The 17,955-nt window shown below is 69.2% G+C and carries 17 protein-coding genes; 15 read left to right on the forward strand and 2 right to left on the reverse strand.

Features of this window, described 5'->3' with window-relative positions; all coding sequences use genetic code 11:
* The first annotated feature begins 104 nt into the window (after positions 1-104).
* From AC6CID_RS09145 to AC6CID_RS09200, 12 genes are all read left to right on the forward strand, one after another.
* Positions 105-929, forward strand: coding sequence for an acyl-CoA thioesterase (locus tag AC6CID_RS09145; RefSeq protein ID WP_006551386.1), 825 nt, complete (start codon positions 105-107; stop codon positions 927-929).
* Between the two features lie 82 nt (positions 930-1,011).
* A complete protein-coding gene (pdxT, locus tag AC6CID_RS09150) occupies positions 1,012-1,650 on the forward strand; it encodes a pyridoxal 5'-phosphate synthase glutaminase subunit PdxT (protein WP_051121558.1) in 639 nt (212 codons plus the stop codon).
* A gap of 105 nt (positions 1,651-1,755) precedes the next feature.
* Positions 1,756-2,508, forward strand: coding sequence for a YebC/PmpR family DNA-binding transcriptional regulator (locus AC6CID_RS09155; protein WP_006551388.1), 753 nt, complete (start codon positions 1,756-1,758; stop codon positions 2,506-2,508).
* Between the two features lie 197 nt (positions 2,509-2,705).
* Positions 2,706-3,284, forward strand: coding sequence for a crossover junction endodeoxyribonuclease RuvC (gene ruvC, locus AC6CID_RS09160; protein ID WP_033096573.1), 579 nt, complete (start codon positions 2,706-2,708; stop codon positions 3,282-3,284).
* The gene (gene ruvA, locus AC6CID_RS09165; RefSeq protein ID WP_498353856.1) at positions 3,281-3,877 is read left to right on the forward strand and encodes a Holliday junction branch migration protein RuvA; all 597 of its coding nucleotides are present in this window, start codon (positions 3,281-3,283) and stop codon (positions 3,875-3,877) included. Before ruvC ends, ruvA begins: the two co-directional genes overlap by 4 nt.
* 95 nt (positions 3,878-3,972) lie before the next feature.
* On the forward strand, positions 3,973-5,070 hold the full coding sequence (gene ruvB, locus AC6CID_RS09170; RefSeq protein WP_230809613.1) for a Holliday junction branch migration DNA helicase RuvB: 1,098 nt from the start codon (positions 3,973-3,975) through the stop codon (positions 5,068-5,070).
* Positions 5,071-5,217: 147 nt separating this feature from the next.
* Positions 5,218-5,547: a preprotein translocase subunit YajC gene (yajC, locus tag AC6CID_RS09175; protein WP_006551392.1), complete on the forward strand. Its 330-nt coding sequence runs from the start codon at positions 5,218-5,220 to the stop codon at positions 5,545-5,547.
* A 110-nt stretch (positions 5,548-5,657) separates the two neighbouring features.
* On the forward strand, positions 5,658-7,454 hold the full coding sequence (gene secD, locus AC6CID_RS09180) for a protein translocase subunit SecD (RefSeq protein WP_220665912.1): 1,797 nt from the start codon (positions 5,658-5,660) through the stop codon (positions 7,452-7,454).
* Between the two features lie 2 nt (positions 7,455-7,456).
* Positions 7,457-8,659 carry a protein translocase subunit SecF gene (secF, locus tag AC6CID_RS09185; protein WP_228045024.1) on the forward strand — a complete coding sequence of 401 codons (1,203 nt, stop codon included), beginning with the start codon at positions 7,457-7,459 and terminating at the stop codon, positions 8,657-8,659.
* A 1-nt stretch (position 8,660) separates the two neighbouring features.
* Positions 8,661-10,412: an ABC transporter substrate-binding protein gene (locus AC6CID_RS09190; RefSeq protein ID WP_006551395.1), complete on the forward strand. Its 1,752-nt coding sequence runs from the start codon at positions 8,661-8,663 to the stop codon at positions 10,410-10,412.
* Entirely contained in the window at positions 10,409-10,966 is a 558-nt protein-coding gene (locus tag AC6CID_RS09195) for an adenine phosphoribosyltransferase (RefSeq protein WP_006551396.1), read from the forward strand. The genes AC6CID_RS09190 and AC6CID_RS09195 overlap by 4 nt, the downstream gene beginning before the upstream one ends.
* A gap of 104 nt (positions 10,967-11,070) precedes the next feature.
* A complete protein-coding gene (locus AC6CID_RS09200) occupies positions 11,071-13,383 on the forward strand; it encodes a RelA/SpoT family protein (RefSeq protein ID WP_024100749.1) in 2,313 nt (770 codons plus the stop codon).
* A gap of 91 nt (positions 13,384-13,474) precedes the next feature.
* On the opposite strand, the gene AC6CID_RS09205 is transcribed toward AC6CID_RS09200, so the two are convergent.
* Both AC6CID_RS09205 and AC6CID_RS09210 read right to left on the reverse strand, forming a co-directional pair.
* Complete coding sequence (locus AC6CID_RS09205; protein WP_498353857.1) at positions 13,475-14,257, reverse strand: peptidylprolyl isomerase; 783 nt, start codon at positions 14,255-14,257, stop codon at positions 13,475-13,477.
* On the reverse strand, positions 14,257-15,132 hold the full coding sequence (locus AC6CID_RS09210; RefSeq protein ID WP_071934861.1) for a peptidylprolyl isomerase: 876 nt from the start codon (positions 15,130-15,132) through the stop codon (positions 14,257-14,259). The genes AC6CID_RS09205 and AC6CID_RS09210 overlap by 1 nt, the downstream gene beginning before the upstream one ends.
* A gap of 149 nt (positions 15,133-15,281) precedes the next feature.
* Here AC6CID_RS09210 and AC6CID_RS09215 point away from each other — a divergent pair, with 149 nt between their 5' ends.
* The 3 genes from AC6CID_RS09215 to AC6CID_RS09225 all read left to right on the forward strand — a co-directional run bounded on the left by AC6CID_RS09215 (position 15,282) and on the right by AC6CID_RS09225 (position 17,934).
* On the forward strand, positions 15,282-15,965 hold the full coding sequence (locus AC6CID_RS09215) for an MBL fold metallo-hydrolase (RefSeq protein WP_183079234.1): 684 nt from the start codon (positions 15,282-15,284) through the stop codon (positions 15,963-15,965).
* Positions 15,966-16,028: 63 nt separating this feature from the next.
* On the forward strand, positions 16,029-17,303 hold the full coding sequence (gene hisS / locus AC6CID_RS09220) for a histidine--tRNA ligase (protein WP_006551401.1): 1,275 nt from the start codon (positions 16,029-16,031) through the stop codon (positions 17,301-17,303).
* Positions 17,290-17,934, forward strand: a complete 645-nt coding sequence (locus AC6CID_RS09225; RefSeq protein WP_170318498.1) for a hypothetical protein — start codon at positions 17,290-17,292, stop codon at positions 17,932-17,934. Before hisS ends, AC6CID_RS09225 begins: the two co-directional genes overlap by 14 nt.
* Positions 17,935-17,955 lie beyond the last annotated feature (21 nt).

The following is a 17,955-nucleotide window of genomic DNA, read 5'->3' on the forward strand; positions in this document are numbered from 1 at the left end:
ACTCGATAGCGATCCCGGTTCTCTCGCCACCTTCCGGGGACACGGCGTTCGGCACACCTCCGTGCAGCTAGCCTTCTTGCGTACGGTGCACAGAAGGAGTTCCCATGGCGAAGATCGAGCAGATCCTGGCGCTCGAACAGATCGAGAACGACATCTTCCGGGGCATAGCGACGGAGACGTTGCTGCCGCGGACGTTCGGTGGTCAGGTGGCCGGTCAGGCGCTCGTGTCGGCGGTCCGCACTGTCGATCCCGCATTCGGGGTCCACTCGCTGCACGGCTACTTCCTCCGGCCGGGGAACCCGACGATGCAGATCGTCTACCTCGTCGACCGGATCCGCGACGGCCGCTCCTTCTGCACCCGGCGCGTGACGGCCGTCCAGGACGGCAAGGCGATCTTCACGATGTCGGCGTCGTTCCACGTACGCGACGAGGGGATCGAGCACCAGGACACGATTCCGCGGGTGCCGGCTCCGGAGGAACTGCCCGATCCGGAGACTGTGGTCGACGACGCGACCCTGCTGTGGGCGAAGAAGGAATGGGCCGAATGGGACTTCCGGTTCGTTCCCCGCGACCGGATGGACTCGTCGAGCAGGATGGCTGCACAGCAGCAGCTGTGGTTCAAGTCCCGCGAGATCCTCCCCGACGACCCGGTCTTCCACGTGTGCACGCTCGCGTACATGAGCGACATGACGTTGCTCGGCTCGGCGAGTGTCGGCCACGACGACGAACGGACGCAGGGTGCATCGCTGGACCACGCGATGTGGTTCCTGCGGCCGTTCCGCGCCGACGACTGGCTGCTTTACGACCAGACGTCACCCTCCGCCGGGCTGGGGCGCGCACTGACCCAGGGGCGGATCTTCGATCGCAACGGCAACATGGTCGCGGCGGTGGTGCAGGAAGGACTCACGCGGTACCTGCGCGAGTCCTGAACGAGGGCGTCCCCGACGAAGACGTCCCTACAAAGTGCCTGCGCATCGGCGACCCCGAACGGACAGGCAGGCAACGGTGACCATTTCCTCTCCCACGATCGGCGTCCTGGCATTGCAGGGCGACGTCCGCGAACATCGCAGCGCTCTCGAGGAGGCAGGCGCGCGGACGATCGCGGTGCGTCGCGAACGCGAACTCGACGAGGTCGACGGCATCGTCCTTCCGGGAGGCGAATCCACTACGGTCAGCCGTCTGCTGCGTGTGTTCGATCTGCTCGAACCGCTGCGGGCCCGGTTGGAGGCCGGGCTGCCCGCCTACGGTTCGTGTGCCGGCATGATCCTGCTCGCCTCCCGGGTGCTCGACACCACCGAGGACGCCGAACACCTCGACGCCCTCGACATCGTGGTGCGCCGCAACGCCTTCGGCCGGCAGGTCGACTCGTTCGAGACCGACCTGCCGATGACGGGTCTCGGCGACGGGCCGGTGCGCGCGGTGTTCATCCGAGCCCCGTGGGTGGAGGAGATCGGGCCCGACGTGGAGGTCCTGGCCACGGTTCCGGACGGGCCGGCGGCGGGCCGGGTGGTCGCAGTGCGGCAGGGCGCTGTGATCGCGACGTCCTTCCACCCCGAGATCACCGGTGACCATCGCGTGCATCGGCTGTTCGTGGAGACCGTGCGCTCGGCGACCCGACCTCGGGTGCGCCCGACGGCCTCGGCGACATGACGACACGGCCACCGTGCCGGTGGCCCACACCGGGAGCGAGTAGAATCGACTCTCCGACCTGTCGGTTGACGCCGACCACACTTCTCCGGAAGGGGCTCGAAGCGAATGAGCGGCCACTCCAAATGGGCCACCACCAAGCACAAGAAGGCGGTCATCGATGCCAAGCGCGGCAAGATGTTCGCGAAGCTCATCAAGAACATCGAGGTGGCGGCTCGGACCGGTGGTGGCGACCCGGCGGGTAACCCGACCCTGTTCGACGCCATCCAGAAGGCGAAGAAGAGCTCGGTCCCGAACGACAACATCGAGCGTGCCCGCAAGCGTGGCGGCGGTGAGGAAGCCGGCGGTGCCGACTGGCAGACCATCACCTACGAGGGCTACGGCCCCAACGGTGTCGCGCTGCTCATCGAGTGTCTGACCGACAACCGCAACCGCGCCGCGGGCGAGGTCCGCACGGCGATGACCCGCAACGGCGGCAACATGGCCGATCCGGGTTCGGTCGCCTACCTGTTCACCCGCAAGGGCGTCGTCGTGCTCGAGAAGAACGGCCGCTCCGAGGACGAGATCCTCGAGGTCGTCCTCGAAGCGGGTGCCGAGGAGATCAACGATCTCGGCGACTCCTTCGAGATCGTCTCCGAGGCGTCCGACCTGATCGCCGTGCGTACGGCTCTCGTCGACGCCGGCATCGACTACGACTCGGCCGACCCCGATTTCCGGGCGTCCGTCGAGGTGCCGGTCGACGCCGAGGGTGCACGCAAGGTCATGAAGCTGGTCGACGCGCTCGAAGACTGCGACGACGTGCAGAACGTCTACACGAACGTCGACATCTCCGACGACGTCCTCGCCGAACTCGACGCCTGAGCGACGCTCTCGTCGTAGTCGTCCACGAGCGACGCTCGTCGTACTTGTCACAGCGGCCGGGGTCGCGTGTCGGTCTCCCGGCACCCGATCCCGGCCGCTATGCTCTCGAACAGGCGTTCGCAATCGTGCGAAGCAAGGTCGGGTCCGTCGAAGGCGTCGGAAACCCGGCCGTATTCGGGTGTCGAGAGGTGAGTCGGGTGCGCGTGATGGGTGTCGACCCCGGTCTGACCCGATGTGGTCTGGGGATGGTCGACACGGGACGCGGACGCGACGTGATCCCCGTCGCCGTCGGTGTCATCCGCACCTCGCCCGAACTCGACCTCGAGCACCGGCTCCTCAAGGTCTCCGACTCGGTCGAGGAGTGGATGGACCGCTACAAGCCCGACGTCGTCGCGATCGAGCGCGTGTTCTCCCAGCACAACGTGCGCACCGCGATGGGCACCGCGCAGGCCGGCGGCGTCGTCGCCCTGGCTGCGGCGCGTCGCTCGATCCCGGTCATGTTCCACACGCCGAGCGAGGTGAAGGCCGCGGTCACCGGCAGTGGCACGGCCGACAAGAAGCAGGTGACCACGATGATCACCCGCATCCTCAAGCTCGACGCCGCGCCGAAGCCCGCCGACGCCGCCGACGCGCTCGCGCTGGCCGTCGCACACTGTTGGCGGGCCCCGCTGATCGCCAGACTCGCGGCCGCCGAAGCTGCGGCCGCCCAGCAGAAGAAACGCTACGAGGAGCGGCTGCGCGAACAGTCGGCCGCACGGAAGGCAGGTAGCCGGTGATCGCCTCGGTACACGGCGAGGTACTCGACATAGCCCTCGACCACGTGGTGATCGAGGCGGGTGGGATCGGCTATCGGATCAACACCACACCTGCGACCCTCGCCGGTCTCCGGCGCGGCGAGCAGGCCAGACTCGCCACCGCGATGATCGTGCGCGAGGACTCCATGACGCTGTACGGCTTCGTGGACGCCGAGGCGCGCGAACTGTTCGGCCTGCTGCAGACGGTCAGCGGCGTCGGCCCCCGGCTCGCCATGGCCACGCTCGCCGTCCTCGAACCCGATGCGCTGCGTGCGGCTCTCGCCGACGGCAACACCGCAGCGCTGACGCGGGTACCCGGGATCGGCAAGCGTGGCGCCGAACGCATGATCGTCGAACTGCGCGACAAGGTCGCGGCCTTCGGCGCCACGGGATCGTCGCCTGTCGCGGCCGGTGCCTCGCCGCTGCGCGACCAGATCGTCGAGGCGCTGGTCGGCCTCGGATTCACGCCGCGTCAGGCCGAACCGGCCGCCGACAAGGTCCTTGCCGAGGAGTCGGGCGCCGACGTCTCGACGGCACTGCGCTCGGCGCTCAAGCTGCTGGGTAGGTCGCGGTGACCGACGAGTACCGTGAGTTCGAGGCCGCAGGAGCGGCCCGCGAATTCGATGCTGCATCGGCCGACCGCGAGCGGTCGCCGGTCACGGCGGAGCATCTGCCCTCCGACAGCGACATCGAGACCAGTCTGCGCCCGACCAGTCTCGACGACTTCATCGGGCAACCGCGGGTCCGCGAACAGCTGCAGCTCGTTCTGCGAGGAGCGAAGCTGCGCGGCGGCACTCCCGATCACATCCTCCTGTCCGGTCCGCCCGGTCTCGGCAAGACGTCGATGGCGATGATCATCGCCGCCGAACTCGGCACGTCACTGAGACTGACCTCCGGTCCCGCGCTCGAACGCGCCGGTGATCTCGCTGCGATGCTGTCGAACCTCGCGGAGGGCGACGTGCTGTTCATCGACGAGATCCACCGCATCGCCCGACCGGCCGAGGAGATGCTGTATCTGGCGATGGAGGACTTCCGCGTCGACGTCGTGGTGGGCAAGGGGCCCGGCGCGACGTCCATCCCGCTCGAGGTCGCACCCTTCACCCTCGTCGGCGCGACCACCCGTTCCGGTGCCCTCACCGGCCCGCTGCGCGACCGGTTCGGTTTCACTGCGCACATGGACTTCTACGAGCCCCCCGAGCTGCAGCGCATCCTGCACCGCTCCGCATCGATCCTCGGGATCGCTCTCCGCGACGACGCCGCCGCGGAGATCGCCGGTCGCTCCCGCGGCACGCCGCGTATCGCCAACCGGTTGCTGCGCCGCGTCCGCGACTACGCCGACGTGCGCGCCGACGGTGTCGTGACCCGGGCCGTGGCCCAGGCCGCGCTCGAGGTGTACGACGTCGACCCGATCGGTCTCGATCGTCTCGATCGCGCCGTTCTCGGCGCACTCGTCCGCAGTTTCGGTGGTGGCCCGGTCGGCGTGTCGACACTCGCGGTGGCCGTGGGGGAGGAGCCCGCCACCGTCGAGGAGGTGTGCGAGCCGTTCCTGGTCCGTGCCGGCATGGTCGCGCGCACTCCGCGCGGACGTGTGGCCACGCAGGCCGCTTGGTTGCAGCTCGGCCTCACCCCGCCGCCGGAGGCCGCCACCGGGGGCATCGAGGTGCGCGCGCGCGAACCACAGCTCGAGCTGTTCGAGGACGACCCGGACACGACCCTCGAGGGCGGTGTCGATCCGTCCGACCCGGACGATCCGGACGTACGGAGGTAGGGCCCTCGCCCGGGGAATGGCACACTGGTCTACTGCGTCGGTCCGTGGAGGCCGATCCCGACGTCGTGGTGCCGCATGCGCCACCACGACCCGCTGGTGTCGCTCGCGTCACCACCCACCGACAACGACCGAGGACTGACTTCAACGATGGAACTGCTCTTCCCTCTCCTGATCCTGGCACTGCTCGTCCCGACCTTTCTGGGCGTGCGGCGTCAGAAGAAGGAGATGCAGAAGGTGACGGCGCTGCAGGACTCCCTGCGCATCGGCGACCGCGTGATGACCACCGCGGGTCTGCACGCCACGGTGGCCGCCCTCGCCGACGACACCGTCGATCTCGAGATCGCGCCGGGTGTCGTCACGACCTGGTCGCGTCTGGTCATCCGGGAGCGCGTCGAGACCGAGACCCCGCAGGATCCGGATCTGCTCCGCAAGGACGACGATGCGAACCCGCCGGAGGGACGTCCGACCGAGTACTGACAGCCGATTCGCGACGCACGGTTTCGGCACCGGAGTCTCCGGTGCCGGTGCCGAGCGCCGCGCGACTGCACCCGACCACCACTCACTCGCATCGAGGAGACTGACAGACCGTGGCACCTTCCAACGGATCGGTGCATCCCGTGCGCGCTCTCGCCCTGTTCGGGGTGATTCTCGCCGCGTTGTATGCACTGGTCTTCTTCACCGGGGACAAGTCGCCCACCCCGAAGCTGGGCATCGACCTGCAGGGTGGCACCCGCGTCACCCTCACCGCGCGAACCCCCGACGGGAGCAGCCCGAGTCCGGACAGCCTCCGCCAGGCCCAGCAGATCATCGAGACCCGCGTCAACGGGCTCGGTGTGTCGGGTTCGGAGGTGATCGTCGAGGGCGACAACCTCGTAATCACCGTCCCGGGTGAGGACAGCGCCCAGGCCAGGACGCTGGGCCAGACCGCCCGGCTGTACATCAGGCCGGTGATCGGGGGACCGATCGACGCGAACATGACCGCCGAGGATCTCGCCGAGCAGCCCGGTGCCGGTACCCCCGAGGGCGGGCTGCCCGCAGAACCGGCCCCTGCCGAACCGGCACCCGGTGAACCCGCGCCGGCCGACCAGGCTCCGCCCGCCGACGCACCCGAACCGCAGGGACGTCCGTTCCCGGCGCAGGATCCCACCGCGCCCACCGATGCCCCGGCACCGGCCGAGACGCCCGAGGCCCCCGTCGAGGCGCCCCAGGCTCCGGCCGAGCCCTCCGGAGCACCCGAGGCTCCCGAGAACGACGGCTCGCTCACGCCGCAGGAACAGGCGGCTGCAGACATCGCCACGGCCAAGGCCACCCGTCAGAGCGAGGACCCCGCCGTGCAGCAGGCGGCGGCTCTCGCCCTCGACTGCTCCGCGGCCGACCCGCTCGCCGGCAACGACGACCCGGCGCTTCCGCTGGTCGCGTGCTCGACCGACGGCACCGCGATCTACCTGCTGGGCCCGAGCATCATCGACGGCCAGCAGATCGAGGACGCGACCTCCGGTTTCAATCAGCAGCAGTCGCGCTACGAGGTCAGCCTGACCTTCGACAGCGAGGGCAGCAATAGGTGGGCGCAGTTCACCGCCGCGAACATCGGTCAGCAGGCCGCCTTCGTGCTCGACTCGAAGGTCGTCAGCGCGCCCGTGATCCAGGGCGCCACCCCCGCCGGCAGCGCCACCTCGATCACCGGCCAGTTCACGAATACGCAGGCCGCAGAGCTGGCGAACACCCTCAAGTACGGGTCGTTGCCGCTGTCGTTCGTGGCATCCGAAGCCGAGACCGTCTCCGCCACTCTGGGTCTGGCTTCGCTCGAGGCCGGGCTGATCGCCGGTGCGGTGGGTCTGGCGCTGGTGCTCCTGTTCTGCCTCGCGTACTACCGGATGCTCGGACTGCTCACCGCGCTGTCGCTCGTTCTCTCGGGAATGGCGGTCTACGCGGTCATGGTGCTGCTCGGCAGATACATCGGGTTCACGCTCGACCTCGCCGGCGTCGCCGGTCTGATCATCGGTATCGGCATGACCGCCGACTCGTTCGTCGTGTTCTTCGAACGGATCAAGGACGAGATCCGCGAGGGGCGGAGTTTCCGTTCCGCGGTGCCGCGCGGCTGGGCACGGGCCCGCCGCACGATTCTCTCCGGTAACGCGGTCAGCTTCATCGCCGCCGCCGTGCTCTACGTCCTGGCCGTCGGTCAGGTCCGCGGCTTCGCGTTCACCCTCGGCCTCACCACGATCCTCGACGTCGTCGTCGTGTTCCTGGTGACCTGGCCGCTGGTGTTCCTGGCCTCGAAGTCGAAGTTCTGGTCCAAGCCGAGCGTGAACGGTCTGGGCGCGATCCAGCAGGTGGCCGACGAGCGTCGTCTCGTCGCCGCGACCGCTGCGAAGGAGGCGTGACGATGACCGACACGACCACGACGACGGCCGCGCCGCAACACAGCCGACTGTCCCGTCTGTACACCGGCACGGGCGCCTTCGAGATCGTCGGACGCCGCAAGCGGTGGTACATCGTCACCGCGGTGATCGTGTTGATCGCCCTGCTCAGCATGCTGCTGCGCGGATTCAGCTGGGGTATCGACTTCGAGGGCGGCACCCGCATCCAGATGCCGGCCGTGCCGGGCGTCTCCGTCGAGGAAGTCGAGACCGTCTTCAGCGACACCATCGGCTTCGAACCCGAGGCGGTGCAGACTGTCGGCGCCGGCGACGGAGCGACCGTCCAGATCCGGTCGGAGACCCTCGACGGCGAGCAGGTCGCCGAGTTGCAGACCGCGCTGTTCGAGGAGTTCCAGCCCGCCGGGCCGGACGGTGAGCCGTCCCGCAACTCGATCAGCGTCGCCGACGTCAGCGAGACGTGGGGAAGCCAGATCACCAACAAGGCGCTCATCGCGCTGGTGGTCTTCCTCGTCATCGTCAGCATCTACATCACGATCCGATACCAGCGGAACATGGCGATCGCAGCGATCACCGCCCTGTTCTTCGACATCATCGTGACAGCGGGTGTCTACGCCCTCGTCGGCTTCGAGGTCAGTCCTGCGACCGTCATCGGTCTGCTCACGATCCTCGGTTTCTCGCTCTACGACACGGTCGTCGTCTTCGACAAGGTCGAGGAGAACACCCGGGGCATCCTGCACCTGCACCGCCGCACCTACGCCGAGCAGGCCAACCTCGCCGTCAACCAGACGCTCATGCGCTCGATCAACACCACGATCATCTCGGTGTTGCCGGTGCTGGCGCTGATGGTCATCGCGGTGTGGCTCCTCGGTGTGGGCACGCTCAAGGACCTCGCCCTCGTCCAGTTGGTCGGCATCGTCGTCGGTACCTTCTCGTCGATCTTCTTCGCGACCCCGTTGCTGGTTACGCTCGAGGAATGGCGTGGTCCGGTCGCGAAGCACACCCGCAAGGTGCTCGCCAAGCGGGAGGAGGCCGCCGCCCGCGCGGCGAAGGCCGGGACGCCGGCCGGATCACAGTCGGCCGACGCGGTCGACGCAAAGGTGGTGCCGACGGTGCAGGGCGCCGGATCCCTGCCCGACCGGGCGACGGTCCGTCGCGGCCCTGCCCCCGGGGCACGACCCACCGGAAAGCGCGGCAAGAGAAGGTCCTGACATGGCGGTGAGCGAGCGGAACGACCCGACGACGAGGCGGTCGCCGAGGCGCCGCGGCACGCTCCTCGCGTGCGCGGCGGTGGCCTCGACACTCGCGTTCTCCACCGTCGCGTGCGGCACGGACGAGGAACCGGTGCACTCGATCGGGTACGCGATCGACAACACGGTGACGACCTACAACGCGAACACCGTCGACGGTGCGGCCTCGGGCGCGCGCCAGGCGTTCGCCCGGGTGCTGCCGGGCTTCGGCTACGTCGGTCCGCAGGGCCGGGTGATCGCGGACACCGACATCGGCACTGCCTCGGTCGTGCCCGGTGAGGGGCTCACCGTGCAGTACCGCCTGTCGCCGGACGCGGTCTACTCCGACGGTGTGCCCATGTCCTGCGACGACCTCGTCCTGGCCTGGGCTGCGTCGAGCGGACGCTTCACCGCTCCCGACGAGTCCGGCGAGCAGGTCCCGCTGTTCGACGCTGCCCATCGTGGTGGTTACGCCGACATCGACCGGGTCGACTGTCAGCCCGGGTCGAAGGAGGCCACCGTCGTCTTCCGACCCGGCCGCGAGGACACGAACTGGAAGGCGCTGTTCGGGGCCACCGAGCTGATGCCGGCCCACGTGGCGGCAGGAAGGTCGGGTGTGTCCGACCTGGTCGGAGCGATCACGGCGAACGACACCGAGGCCGTCCGGCGCATCGCGGAGTTCTGGAACACCGGCTGGACCCTCACCCCGGGTGAGATCGATCCGGCGCTGTTCCCGTCCGCGGGCCCGTACCGCCTCGAGTCGTACACCGCCGAGGACGGCCTGACGCTCGTCGCGAACGAGCGGTGGTGGGGGAACGCCCCGGGCACCGACCGCATCGTCGTCTGGCCGCGCGGCACCGACACGTCCGCGGCCGCGGAGGACGGCCGCATCCACGTCGTCGACGTGGCCGAGGGATCCGTCGGCCACAGCAACCTCGGCGACGGCGCCGACGTCTCCACCGTCGTCTCACGCAACCTCGAACAACTGGTGTTCGCCACGAGCGGTGTCTTCCAGGACCCGGCGGCGCGCCGCGCCGTCGCCCTGTGCACGCCTCGCACACAGCTGTTCGACGAACTCGGCGTGTCCGACGAGTCGAACGGCGTCACGGGCCCGATCACCTCGCGGCTCCTGGCGCCCGACTCGCCGCTGTACCCGCAGACCGTGCCGACCGCCGAAGGCTACGCCGAGGTCGACATCGACGCCGCGCGTTCCGAACGTGAGGCCTCCGGTCAGGACCGCATGCAGGTCCGCATCGGCTATCTCGGACCGGACGAGCGCCGCGCGCGCACCGTCGAGTTGATCGGCGAATCCTGCCGCGAGGCGGGCATCGAGATCGTCGACGCCGGCTCCGACACCTTCACGCCGTCGCAGCTGACGGCGGGGGAGGTCGACGCGATCCTCGTCGGGACGGCCACGGCCGCCGGTGCCGGTGGCGCAGCCGACATGGAGCACGCCCGCGACGCACTGCACTCCGGGGCCGGCAGCAACGTCGGCGGTTATTCGATCGGCCGCGTCGACGAACTGCTCGACGGCCTGCTCGTGGCGAAGGACAACGCGGCCATCGCGGGACTCGCGACCGAGGCCGAACGCATCCTGTGGGGCGACGTTCCCACCCTGCCCCTGTTCGCGCAGCCCCGCACGATCGGGTTCGCGGCGGGAATGCATGCCGGGGTGCCCAACCCGACGACCGCGGGTGCGGGCTGGAACATGGACCGGTGGATACTCGGAGGATGAGCGCTCAACGGATCGGCGATACGCGGCTCGTCGAAGAAGCTGCCGTGGCCGTGGCCGAACACACCCGATGGGTCGACGATTTCCCGACCGCGGGTGTCCGTTTCGCCGACCTGACGCCCGTCTTCGCCGACGGACCGTCCTTCTCGGCCGTGATCGCGGCGCTGGCCTCCGCGGCACCCGACGCCGAACTCGTCGCCGGTATCGATGCGCGCGGCTTCCTCCTCGGCGGCGGCATCGCCCGCACCCTGGGGGTGGGCGTGCTCGCCGTCCGCAAGGCGGGCAAACTCCCGCCGCCCGTCCAGACCTGTGAATACAGCCTCGAATACGGCACCGCCGCGATCGAGATCCCGGGCGACTGGATGGCCCTGCAGGGCCGCAAGGTGCTCGTCGTCGACGACGTCCTTGCGACCGGCGGAACCCTCGCCGCCACCGTCGAACTGCTCGAACGCGTCGGCGCCGAGGTCGTCGGGATCACCGTCGTCACCGAGATCGAAGCCCTCGGCGGCCGGACGCGACTGCAGAAGTACCCGCTGACGTCTCTCATGCGGATCTGAGGGATAGAGTTGCCACAGGTGCCGGTGAACCCGCCGGGCCCGTACGGTCCGGACATGCGCATCGGTGACGAACCGGGTTCGCAGCCGCGACGGGAGGTTGAGGCATGACCCAGAATCTCGATCGGTCCCACAATTCCGGTCAGAACCCGACCCCCACACCGGCATCGACCTCCGCGTCGAGGCGGGTACGCGCGCGCCTGGCGCGACGCATCACCGGTCAGCGGGGCACGAGCCTCAAGCCGGTCCTCGAGCCGCTGGTCACCATCCACCGCGAGCTGTACCCGAAGGCCGACCTCTCGCAGCTGCAGCGGGCCTACGACGTCGCGGAGGAACGGCACGCCAGCCAGAAGCGCAAGTCCGGCGATCCCTACATCACCCACCCGCTGGCGGTCGCCACGATCCTCGCCGAACTCGGCATGGACACCACGACCCTCGTCGCGGCACTGCTCCACGACACCGTCGAGGACACCGGGTATACGCTCGAGCAGCTCACCGCCGAGTTCGGTGAAGAGGTCGCGCATCTCGTCGACGGCGTCACCAAACTCGACAAGGTCGTGCTCGGTTCGGCCGCCGAGGGCGAGACCATCCGCAAGATGATCATCGCGATGGCGCGCGACCCCCGGGTGCTCGTCATCAAGGTCGCCGACCGTCTGCACAACATGCGGACCATGCGCTTCCTGCCTCCCGAGAAGCAGGCCCGCAAGGCACGCGAGACCCTCGAGGTCATCGCCCCGCTGGCCCACCGCCTCGGGATGGCGACGGTCAAGTGGGAGCTCGAGGACCTCGCCTTCGCGATCCTTCATCCGAAGAAGTACGAGGAGATCGTCCGGCTCGTCGCGACCCGCGCACCGTCGCGCGACACCTACCTGGCCACCGTCCGTGACGAGATCGGACGGACACTCTCCGCGTCGCGGATCGACGCGGTCGTCGAGGGCCGGCCCAAGCACTACTGGTCGATCTACCAGAAGATGATCGTCAAGGGCCGCGACTTCGACGACATCCACGACCTGGTCGGCGTGCGCATCCTGTGCAACGAGATCCGCGACTGCTACGCGGCCGTCGGTGTCGTGCACTCGCTGTGGCAGCCCATGGCGGGACGGTTCAAGGACTACATCGCCCAGCCCCGCTACGGCGTCTACCAGTCGCTGCACACCACCGTCATCGGTCCCGAGGGCAAGCCGCTCGAGGTGCAGATCCGCACGCACGAGATGCACCGCACCGCAGAATTCGGCATCGCCGCGCACTGGCGGTACAAGGAGACCAAGGGACGCCACTCGGGTGATGTCGCCGAGCTCGACGACATGGCCTGGATGCGGCAGCTCCTCGACTGGCAACGGGAAGCGGCCGACCCGGGGGAGTTCCTCGAATCGCTCCGCTACGACCTGGCGGTCAAGGAGATCTTCGTCTTCACGCCCAAGGGCGACGTGATCACGCTGCCTTCCGGCTCGACGCCCGTGGACTTCGCGTACGCCGTGCACACCGAGGTCGGGCACCGCTGCATCGGAGCCCGCGTCAACGGCCGCCTCGTCGCCCTCGAACGCAAGCTCGAGAACGGCGAGGTCGTGGAGGTCTTCACCTCCAAGGACCCCAACGCCGGCCCGAGCCGCGACTGGCAGTCGTTCGTCGTCTCACCCCGCGCCAAGGCGAAGATCCGGCAGTGGTTCGCCAAGGAACGTCGCGAGGAGGCCCTCGAATCCGGCAAGGACGCCATCGCGAAGGAGGTCCGTCGCGTCGGTCTGCCGCTGCAGCGCCTGATGAACGCCGACCTGATGGTCGCGGTCGCCAAGGAACTGCGGTACGCCGACGTCTCGGCGCTGTACACCGCGGTCGGTGAGCACCACGTCTCGGCGCACCACGTCGTGCAACGGCTGGTCGCGCTGCTTGGTGGCGTCGGTGGCGTCGAAGAGGAACTGGCCGAGCGGTCCACACCGTCGACCATCCCGACCCGCTCGCGGAACAGCGGCGACTCCGGTGTCCTCGTGCCGGGCGCACCGGGGACGGTCTCGAAGCTCGCCAAGTGCTGCACGCCCGTCCCCGGCGACGAGATCATGGGCTTCGTGACCCGCACCGGAGCGGTGAGCGTGCACCGCACCGACTGCACCAACGCCGGGTCGCTGCGGGAGCAGTCGGAGCGCATCATCGAGGTGCAGTGGGCGCCCTCGCCGTCGTCGGTGTTCCTCGTCGCGATCCAGATCGAAGCTCTCGACCGGCACCGTCTGCTGTCCGACGTGACGAAGGCACTCGCCGACGAGAAGGTCAACATCCTGTCGGCCTCCGTGACGACCACGGGCGATCGGGTCGCGGTGAGCCGGTTCACCTTCGAGATGGGCGACCCGAAACATCTCGGGCACGTGCTCAACGTCGTCCGCAACGTCGAGGGCGTCTACGACGTGTACCGGGTGACCTCGGCAGCCTGACCGAATCCGTCTCGGTCTCGCGCCGGACGACGACATCCCGCCCCGGAATCTCCGGGACGGGACGTCCGTACGTTCCGTGCGAACGGGGGTGTCAGGACCCGACGGTCACCGACTCGATCTGCACCGCGCGGTTGGGGGCACCGCCGCCGGCCGCCATCGATCCGTCGTCGCCCTCCGCCGCGACCTCCTCGATCACGGCGAGTCCGGCCTCGTCGACCGTCCCGAAGACCGTGTAGGTGGGGGGAAGCTGCGAATCCTCGTAGACCAGGAAGAACTGGCTGCCGTTGCTGCCGGGCCGGCCCGTGTTGGCCATCGCGACCGTGCCGCGCGGGTAGATCACCGGCTGGCGCAACTGGGCGTCGCCGGGTGCGTACACGTTCTCCGGGTACTCGGTGTCGAAGCCGTAACCCGGCCCGCCCGTGCCGGTGCCCGTCGGGTCGCCGCACTGCAGCACCTCCAGACCCGGTGAGGTCACCAGCCGGTGGCAGGGCGTGTCGTCGAAGTAGCCCTGCTCCGCGAGGGACACGAAGCTGTTGACCGTGCACGGTGCCGCGGCACGGTCGAGTTCGACGCCGATCACGCCGACGCTGGTGGTGATCTGCGCGGCAGCAGCGCCGGTGGCGGAGACGTCGTCCGAGGCGGGGGCGGTCACGTCGCGTGCGGCGTCACCCGAGGCGTCGTAGGTGCACGAGACGGAGTCGGTGCCGCTGGGTCGCTCCGGTAGTTCGCCCGTGTAGGCGGGGGACTGCCGGTCGGCGGCGGACGCCGGGGCCGACGAGCTCGCGGCGGTATCGGTGGACGAATCGTCGGAGCACCCCGTGAGCAGGAGTGCCAGCCCGGCGCCGGCGGCGAGGGCGGTGCGCAATCGGATCATCAGTCCATCCTGACCGACGTGAGGGTGGTCTCCAGCGCGGGGGCACCGTCGGCGGCTCCGCCTGCGACGCCGGCCGCGGCGATCTTGTCGAGGGTCGCGAGACCGGTCTCGTCGATCGTGCCGAAGACGGTGTACTGCGGCGGCAGCACCGAATCGCCGTACACCAGGAAGAACTGGCTGCCATTGGTGTCCGGGCCGGCGTTGGCCATCGCGAGGGTGCCACGCGGATAGGTCATCGGTTCCTGCGCGGCGGGATCGTCGGCGGCGAACTGATCGGTGGGGAACTCGTTGGCGAACTGGTATCCCGGACCGCCCGACCCGCTACCCGACGGGTCGCCGCACTGCAGGACCTGCAGGGACGGCGAGGTAGTCAGACGATGGCAGGCCGTCTCGTCGAAAAAGTTCTGCGAGGCCAGCGACAGGAAGCTGTTGACGGTGCACGGCGAATCGTCGTTGTGCAGGATCAGGCCGATGTTCCCCTGGCTCGTCTCCATGCTGACGCTGATGTCCGTGTTGCCCTCACCGGTGGTGCGGATGCCCTCGGTGCGCGGCGGCTCTGCCGGCTTCGACGGTTCGCGGCCGTCCGCGGTGTAGGAGCAGCTCACCGTCTCGGGCAACGGCTCGGACCGGCCGTCGGGGAGCGCGGCGTACTCCATTTCCGAACCCGAGGTGTCGTTCGACGCCGCCTCGGTGGCCGTGTCGTCGCCCCGGTCGACCGCCCACAGAGCAACACCGGCGCCGACGACCACGATCACTCCGAGCGCGGACAGCGCGATCGTCATGCGGCGCCGCTTGCGCTCGCGTTCGGCTCGACGCTCGAGCTGCCGTTCGAGTTTGCGTTTCGCGGCCTGGCGCCGTTGTGCGTTGCTCGGCACTGCAGTAGTCCTCCCGTGAACGATCGATGTGGTCCAACCGACTTCGAAGCAGACCCGAGTCTGCCACCCGGGACCGGCAACCCGCGGGCAGGGCGCAACGCATAGTCTGTAGGAGACCTCGAAGGCTTCCACCCGTAGGAGCGATGCTCGTGCTCGTGACCGGATTCCCTGCCGGGATGTTCCAGACCAACTGCTACATCCTCGCGCAGGACAACGCGAAGGAGTGCGTCATCGTCGATCCCGGCCAGGACGCCGCCGAGCCGCTCGTGGAGTTCCTCACCGGATCCGATCTCACGCCCCGGGCGGTGCTGCTCACGCACGGTCACCTCGACCACATGTGGTCGGCGCAGCCGGTGGCCGACCGGTACGGGATCCCCGTCTACATCCACCCCGACGACCGGATGATGCTCACCGATCCGCTGCAGGGCATGGGGTCGAGCCTCGCGCCCTTCCTCGACGGCGTCGAGTTCGTCGAACCGCAGCAGGTCGTGGAGTTCGGCGACGGAGACGAGATCGAACACGCCGGAATCGAGTTCGTCGTCGACCACACGCCCGGACATACCCGCGGCTCGGTCGTCCTGCGCACGCGCACCACCACCCCGGACGGGGCCGCCCTGAACGTCGCGCTCACCGGCGACACCCTGTTCCAGGGGTCGATCGGCCGCACCGACCTGCCCGGCGGCGACCACGCGCAACTGCTCGACTCGATCGCGCGCAAGCTGCTCGTGCTCGACGACGGCACCAACATCCTCCCCGGACACGGCGGAGCGAGCACGATCGGGCAGGAGCGGGAGTCGAATCCCTTCCTCACCGGCCTGGCAGAATCCCGCTGACGGCACGAACACCGCGATCCGTCCGGTGACCAACCGAGAGAATCCCGAGAGAAGGCAGTACCAGTGAGCAAGGCCTCCACGTTTTCGGCGCCGAAGGGTGTGCCCGATTACGTTCCCCCGCAGTCGGCGGAGTTCGTGGCGGTGCGGGACGGTCTGACCCGTGCCGCACGCCTGGCGGGGTACGGGCACGTCGAACTGCCCATCTTCGAGGACACCGGCCTGTTCGCTCGCGGCGTCGGCGAGTCCACCGACGTCGTCACGAAGGAGATGTACACCTTCGCCGATCGCGGTGAGCGCTCGGTCACGCTGCGTCCCGAGGGCACCGCAGGCGTGATGCGCGCGGTGATCGAGCACGGTCTCGACCGCGGTCAGCTCCCCGTGAAGTTGTCCTATTCCGGGCCGTTCTTCCGCTACGAGCGCCCCCAGGCGGGCCGCTACCGTCAGCTCCAGCAGGTCGGCGTCGAGGCGATCGGCATCGACGATCCCGCGCTCGACGCCGAGGTCATCGCGGTTGCCGACGCAGGATTCCGGTCGCTCGGACTCGACGGATTCCGCCTCGAGATCACGTCCCTCGGCGACGAGACCTGCCGTCCGCAGTACCGGGAGAAGCTGCAGCAGTTCCTGTTCGCGCTCCCGCTCGACGAGGAGACGCGCCGCCGCGCCGAGATCAACCCGCTGCGCGTGCTCGACGACAAGCGCCCCGAGGTCCGCGAGATGACCGCCGACGCGCCGCTGATGCTCGACCATCTCTCGGACACCGCTCGCGCACACTTCGACGAAGTACTCGCCCACCTCGACGCGATCGGCGTCCCGTACGTCGTCAATCCGCGCATGGTGCGCGGCCTCGACTACTACACGAAGACCACCTTCGAGTTCGTCCACGACGGGCTCGGCGCCCAGTCCGGCATCGGTGGTGGTGGCCGCTACGACGGGCTCATGGAACAGCTCGGCGGCCAGCCGCTCTCGGGCATCGGTTTCGGGATCGGCGTCGACCGCACGGTTCTCGCGCTCGCCGCCGAGGGCAAGACGGCCGGCAGCCCCGCGCGGTGCGAGGTGTACGGGGTGCCGATGGGCGACGCCGCCAAGGTCGCCCTCGTGCCCATCGCGCACAAACTGCGCGCCGCGGGTGTCCGCGTCGACCTCGCATACGGTGGGCGCGGCCTCAAGGGCGCCATGAAGGCGGCCGACAAGTCCGGTGCCGTCGTCGCGCTCGTGCTCGGTGACCGCGAACTCGAGGCAGGTGAGGTCGTCGTCAAGGATCTGCGCAACGGCGAGCAGCACAGCGTTGCACTCACGGACGTCGTCGCCCGTGTGGGTGAGGTCGTTGCCGGCGCATGACGACCGGGACGGTGCCGCCGTCCCGCTCGATCTGATCCCGTCCCGGCTGCTCCGGCCACGCGCCCGCAGGATCGCGCTGCTCGCGCTCGCCGTCGGCGTCGTCCTCGGCGTTCTGGTCTGGATCGTCGCGCCCGGATGGGTCGCGCTGCTCGTCGGGGCCGTCTTCGCGGTGCCGCCGGCCGTCGGTGCGTTCCTGGCCACGCGTCGGCACCTGCTGCTGCGCGGCACCGTCGTCACGCTGTCTGGGGCGTTCCGGTCGCGCAGTGTCGATCTCGCGCGACTCGCCGGTGTCGAACTGATCGTCCGGGTGGGCGGGGTATCGCAGGCCGTCGTGCGCGTCAACGACGGTGAGCACAATCTCGTGTCGGTCCCGCTCGCCCTGTACGCCAACGGCGGCGGTCGCGAACTCGACGTGCTGGCCCTGCGAAAGCTCGCGGATGCGCTCGCCACCAGCGAGATCGCTCCGGCGGCGGCGATCTCGTCGGTGCTGGTCGAACAGTTGCGGGCCGAGGCCCGCGACGCCGCGCTCGGCGAACGCCCGCTCTACCGGGCGATCGAACTCGCGCGCGGCGCCGGCCGGGTGCCGCAGACGACGCTGACCGACCACGAGGTCGCCTCCCTCGTCGACTGACAGGCTCGTCCGATCGACGAG

Source organism: Rhodococcus sp. GQ147 (assembly GCF_059759155.1).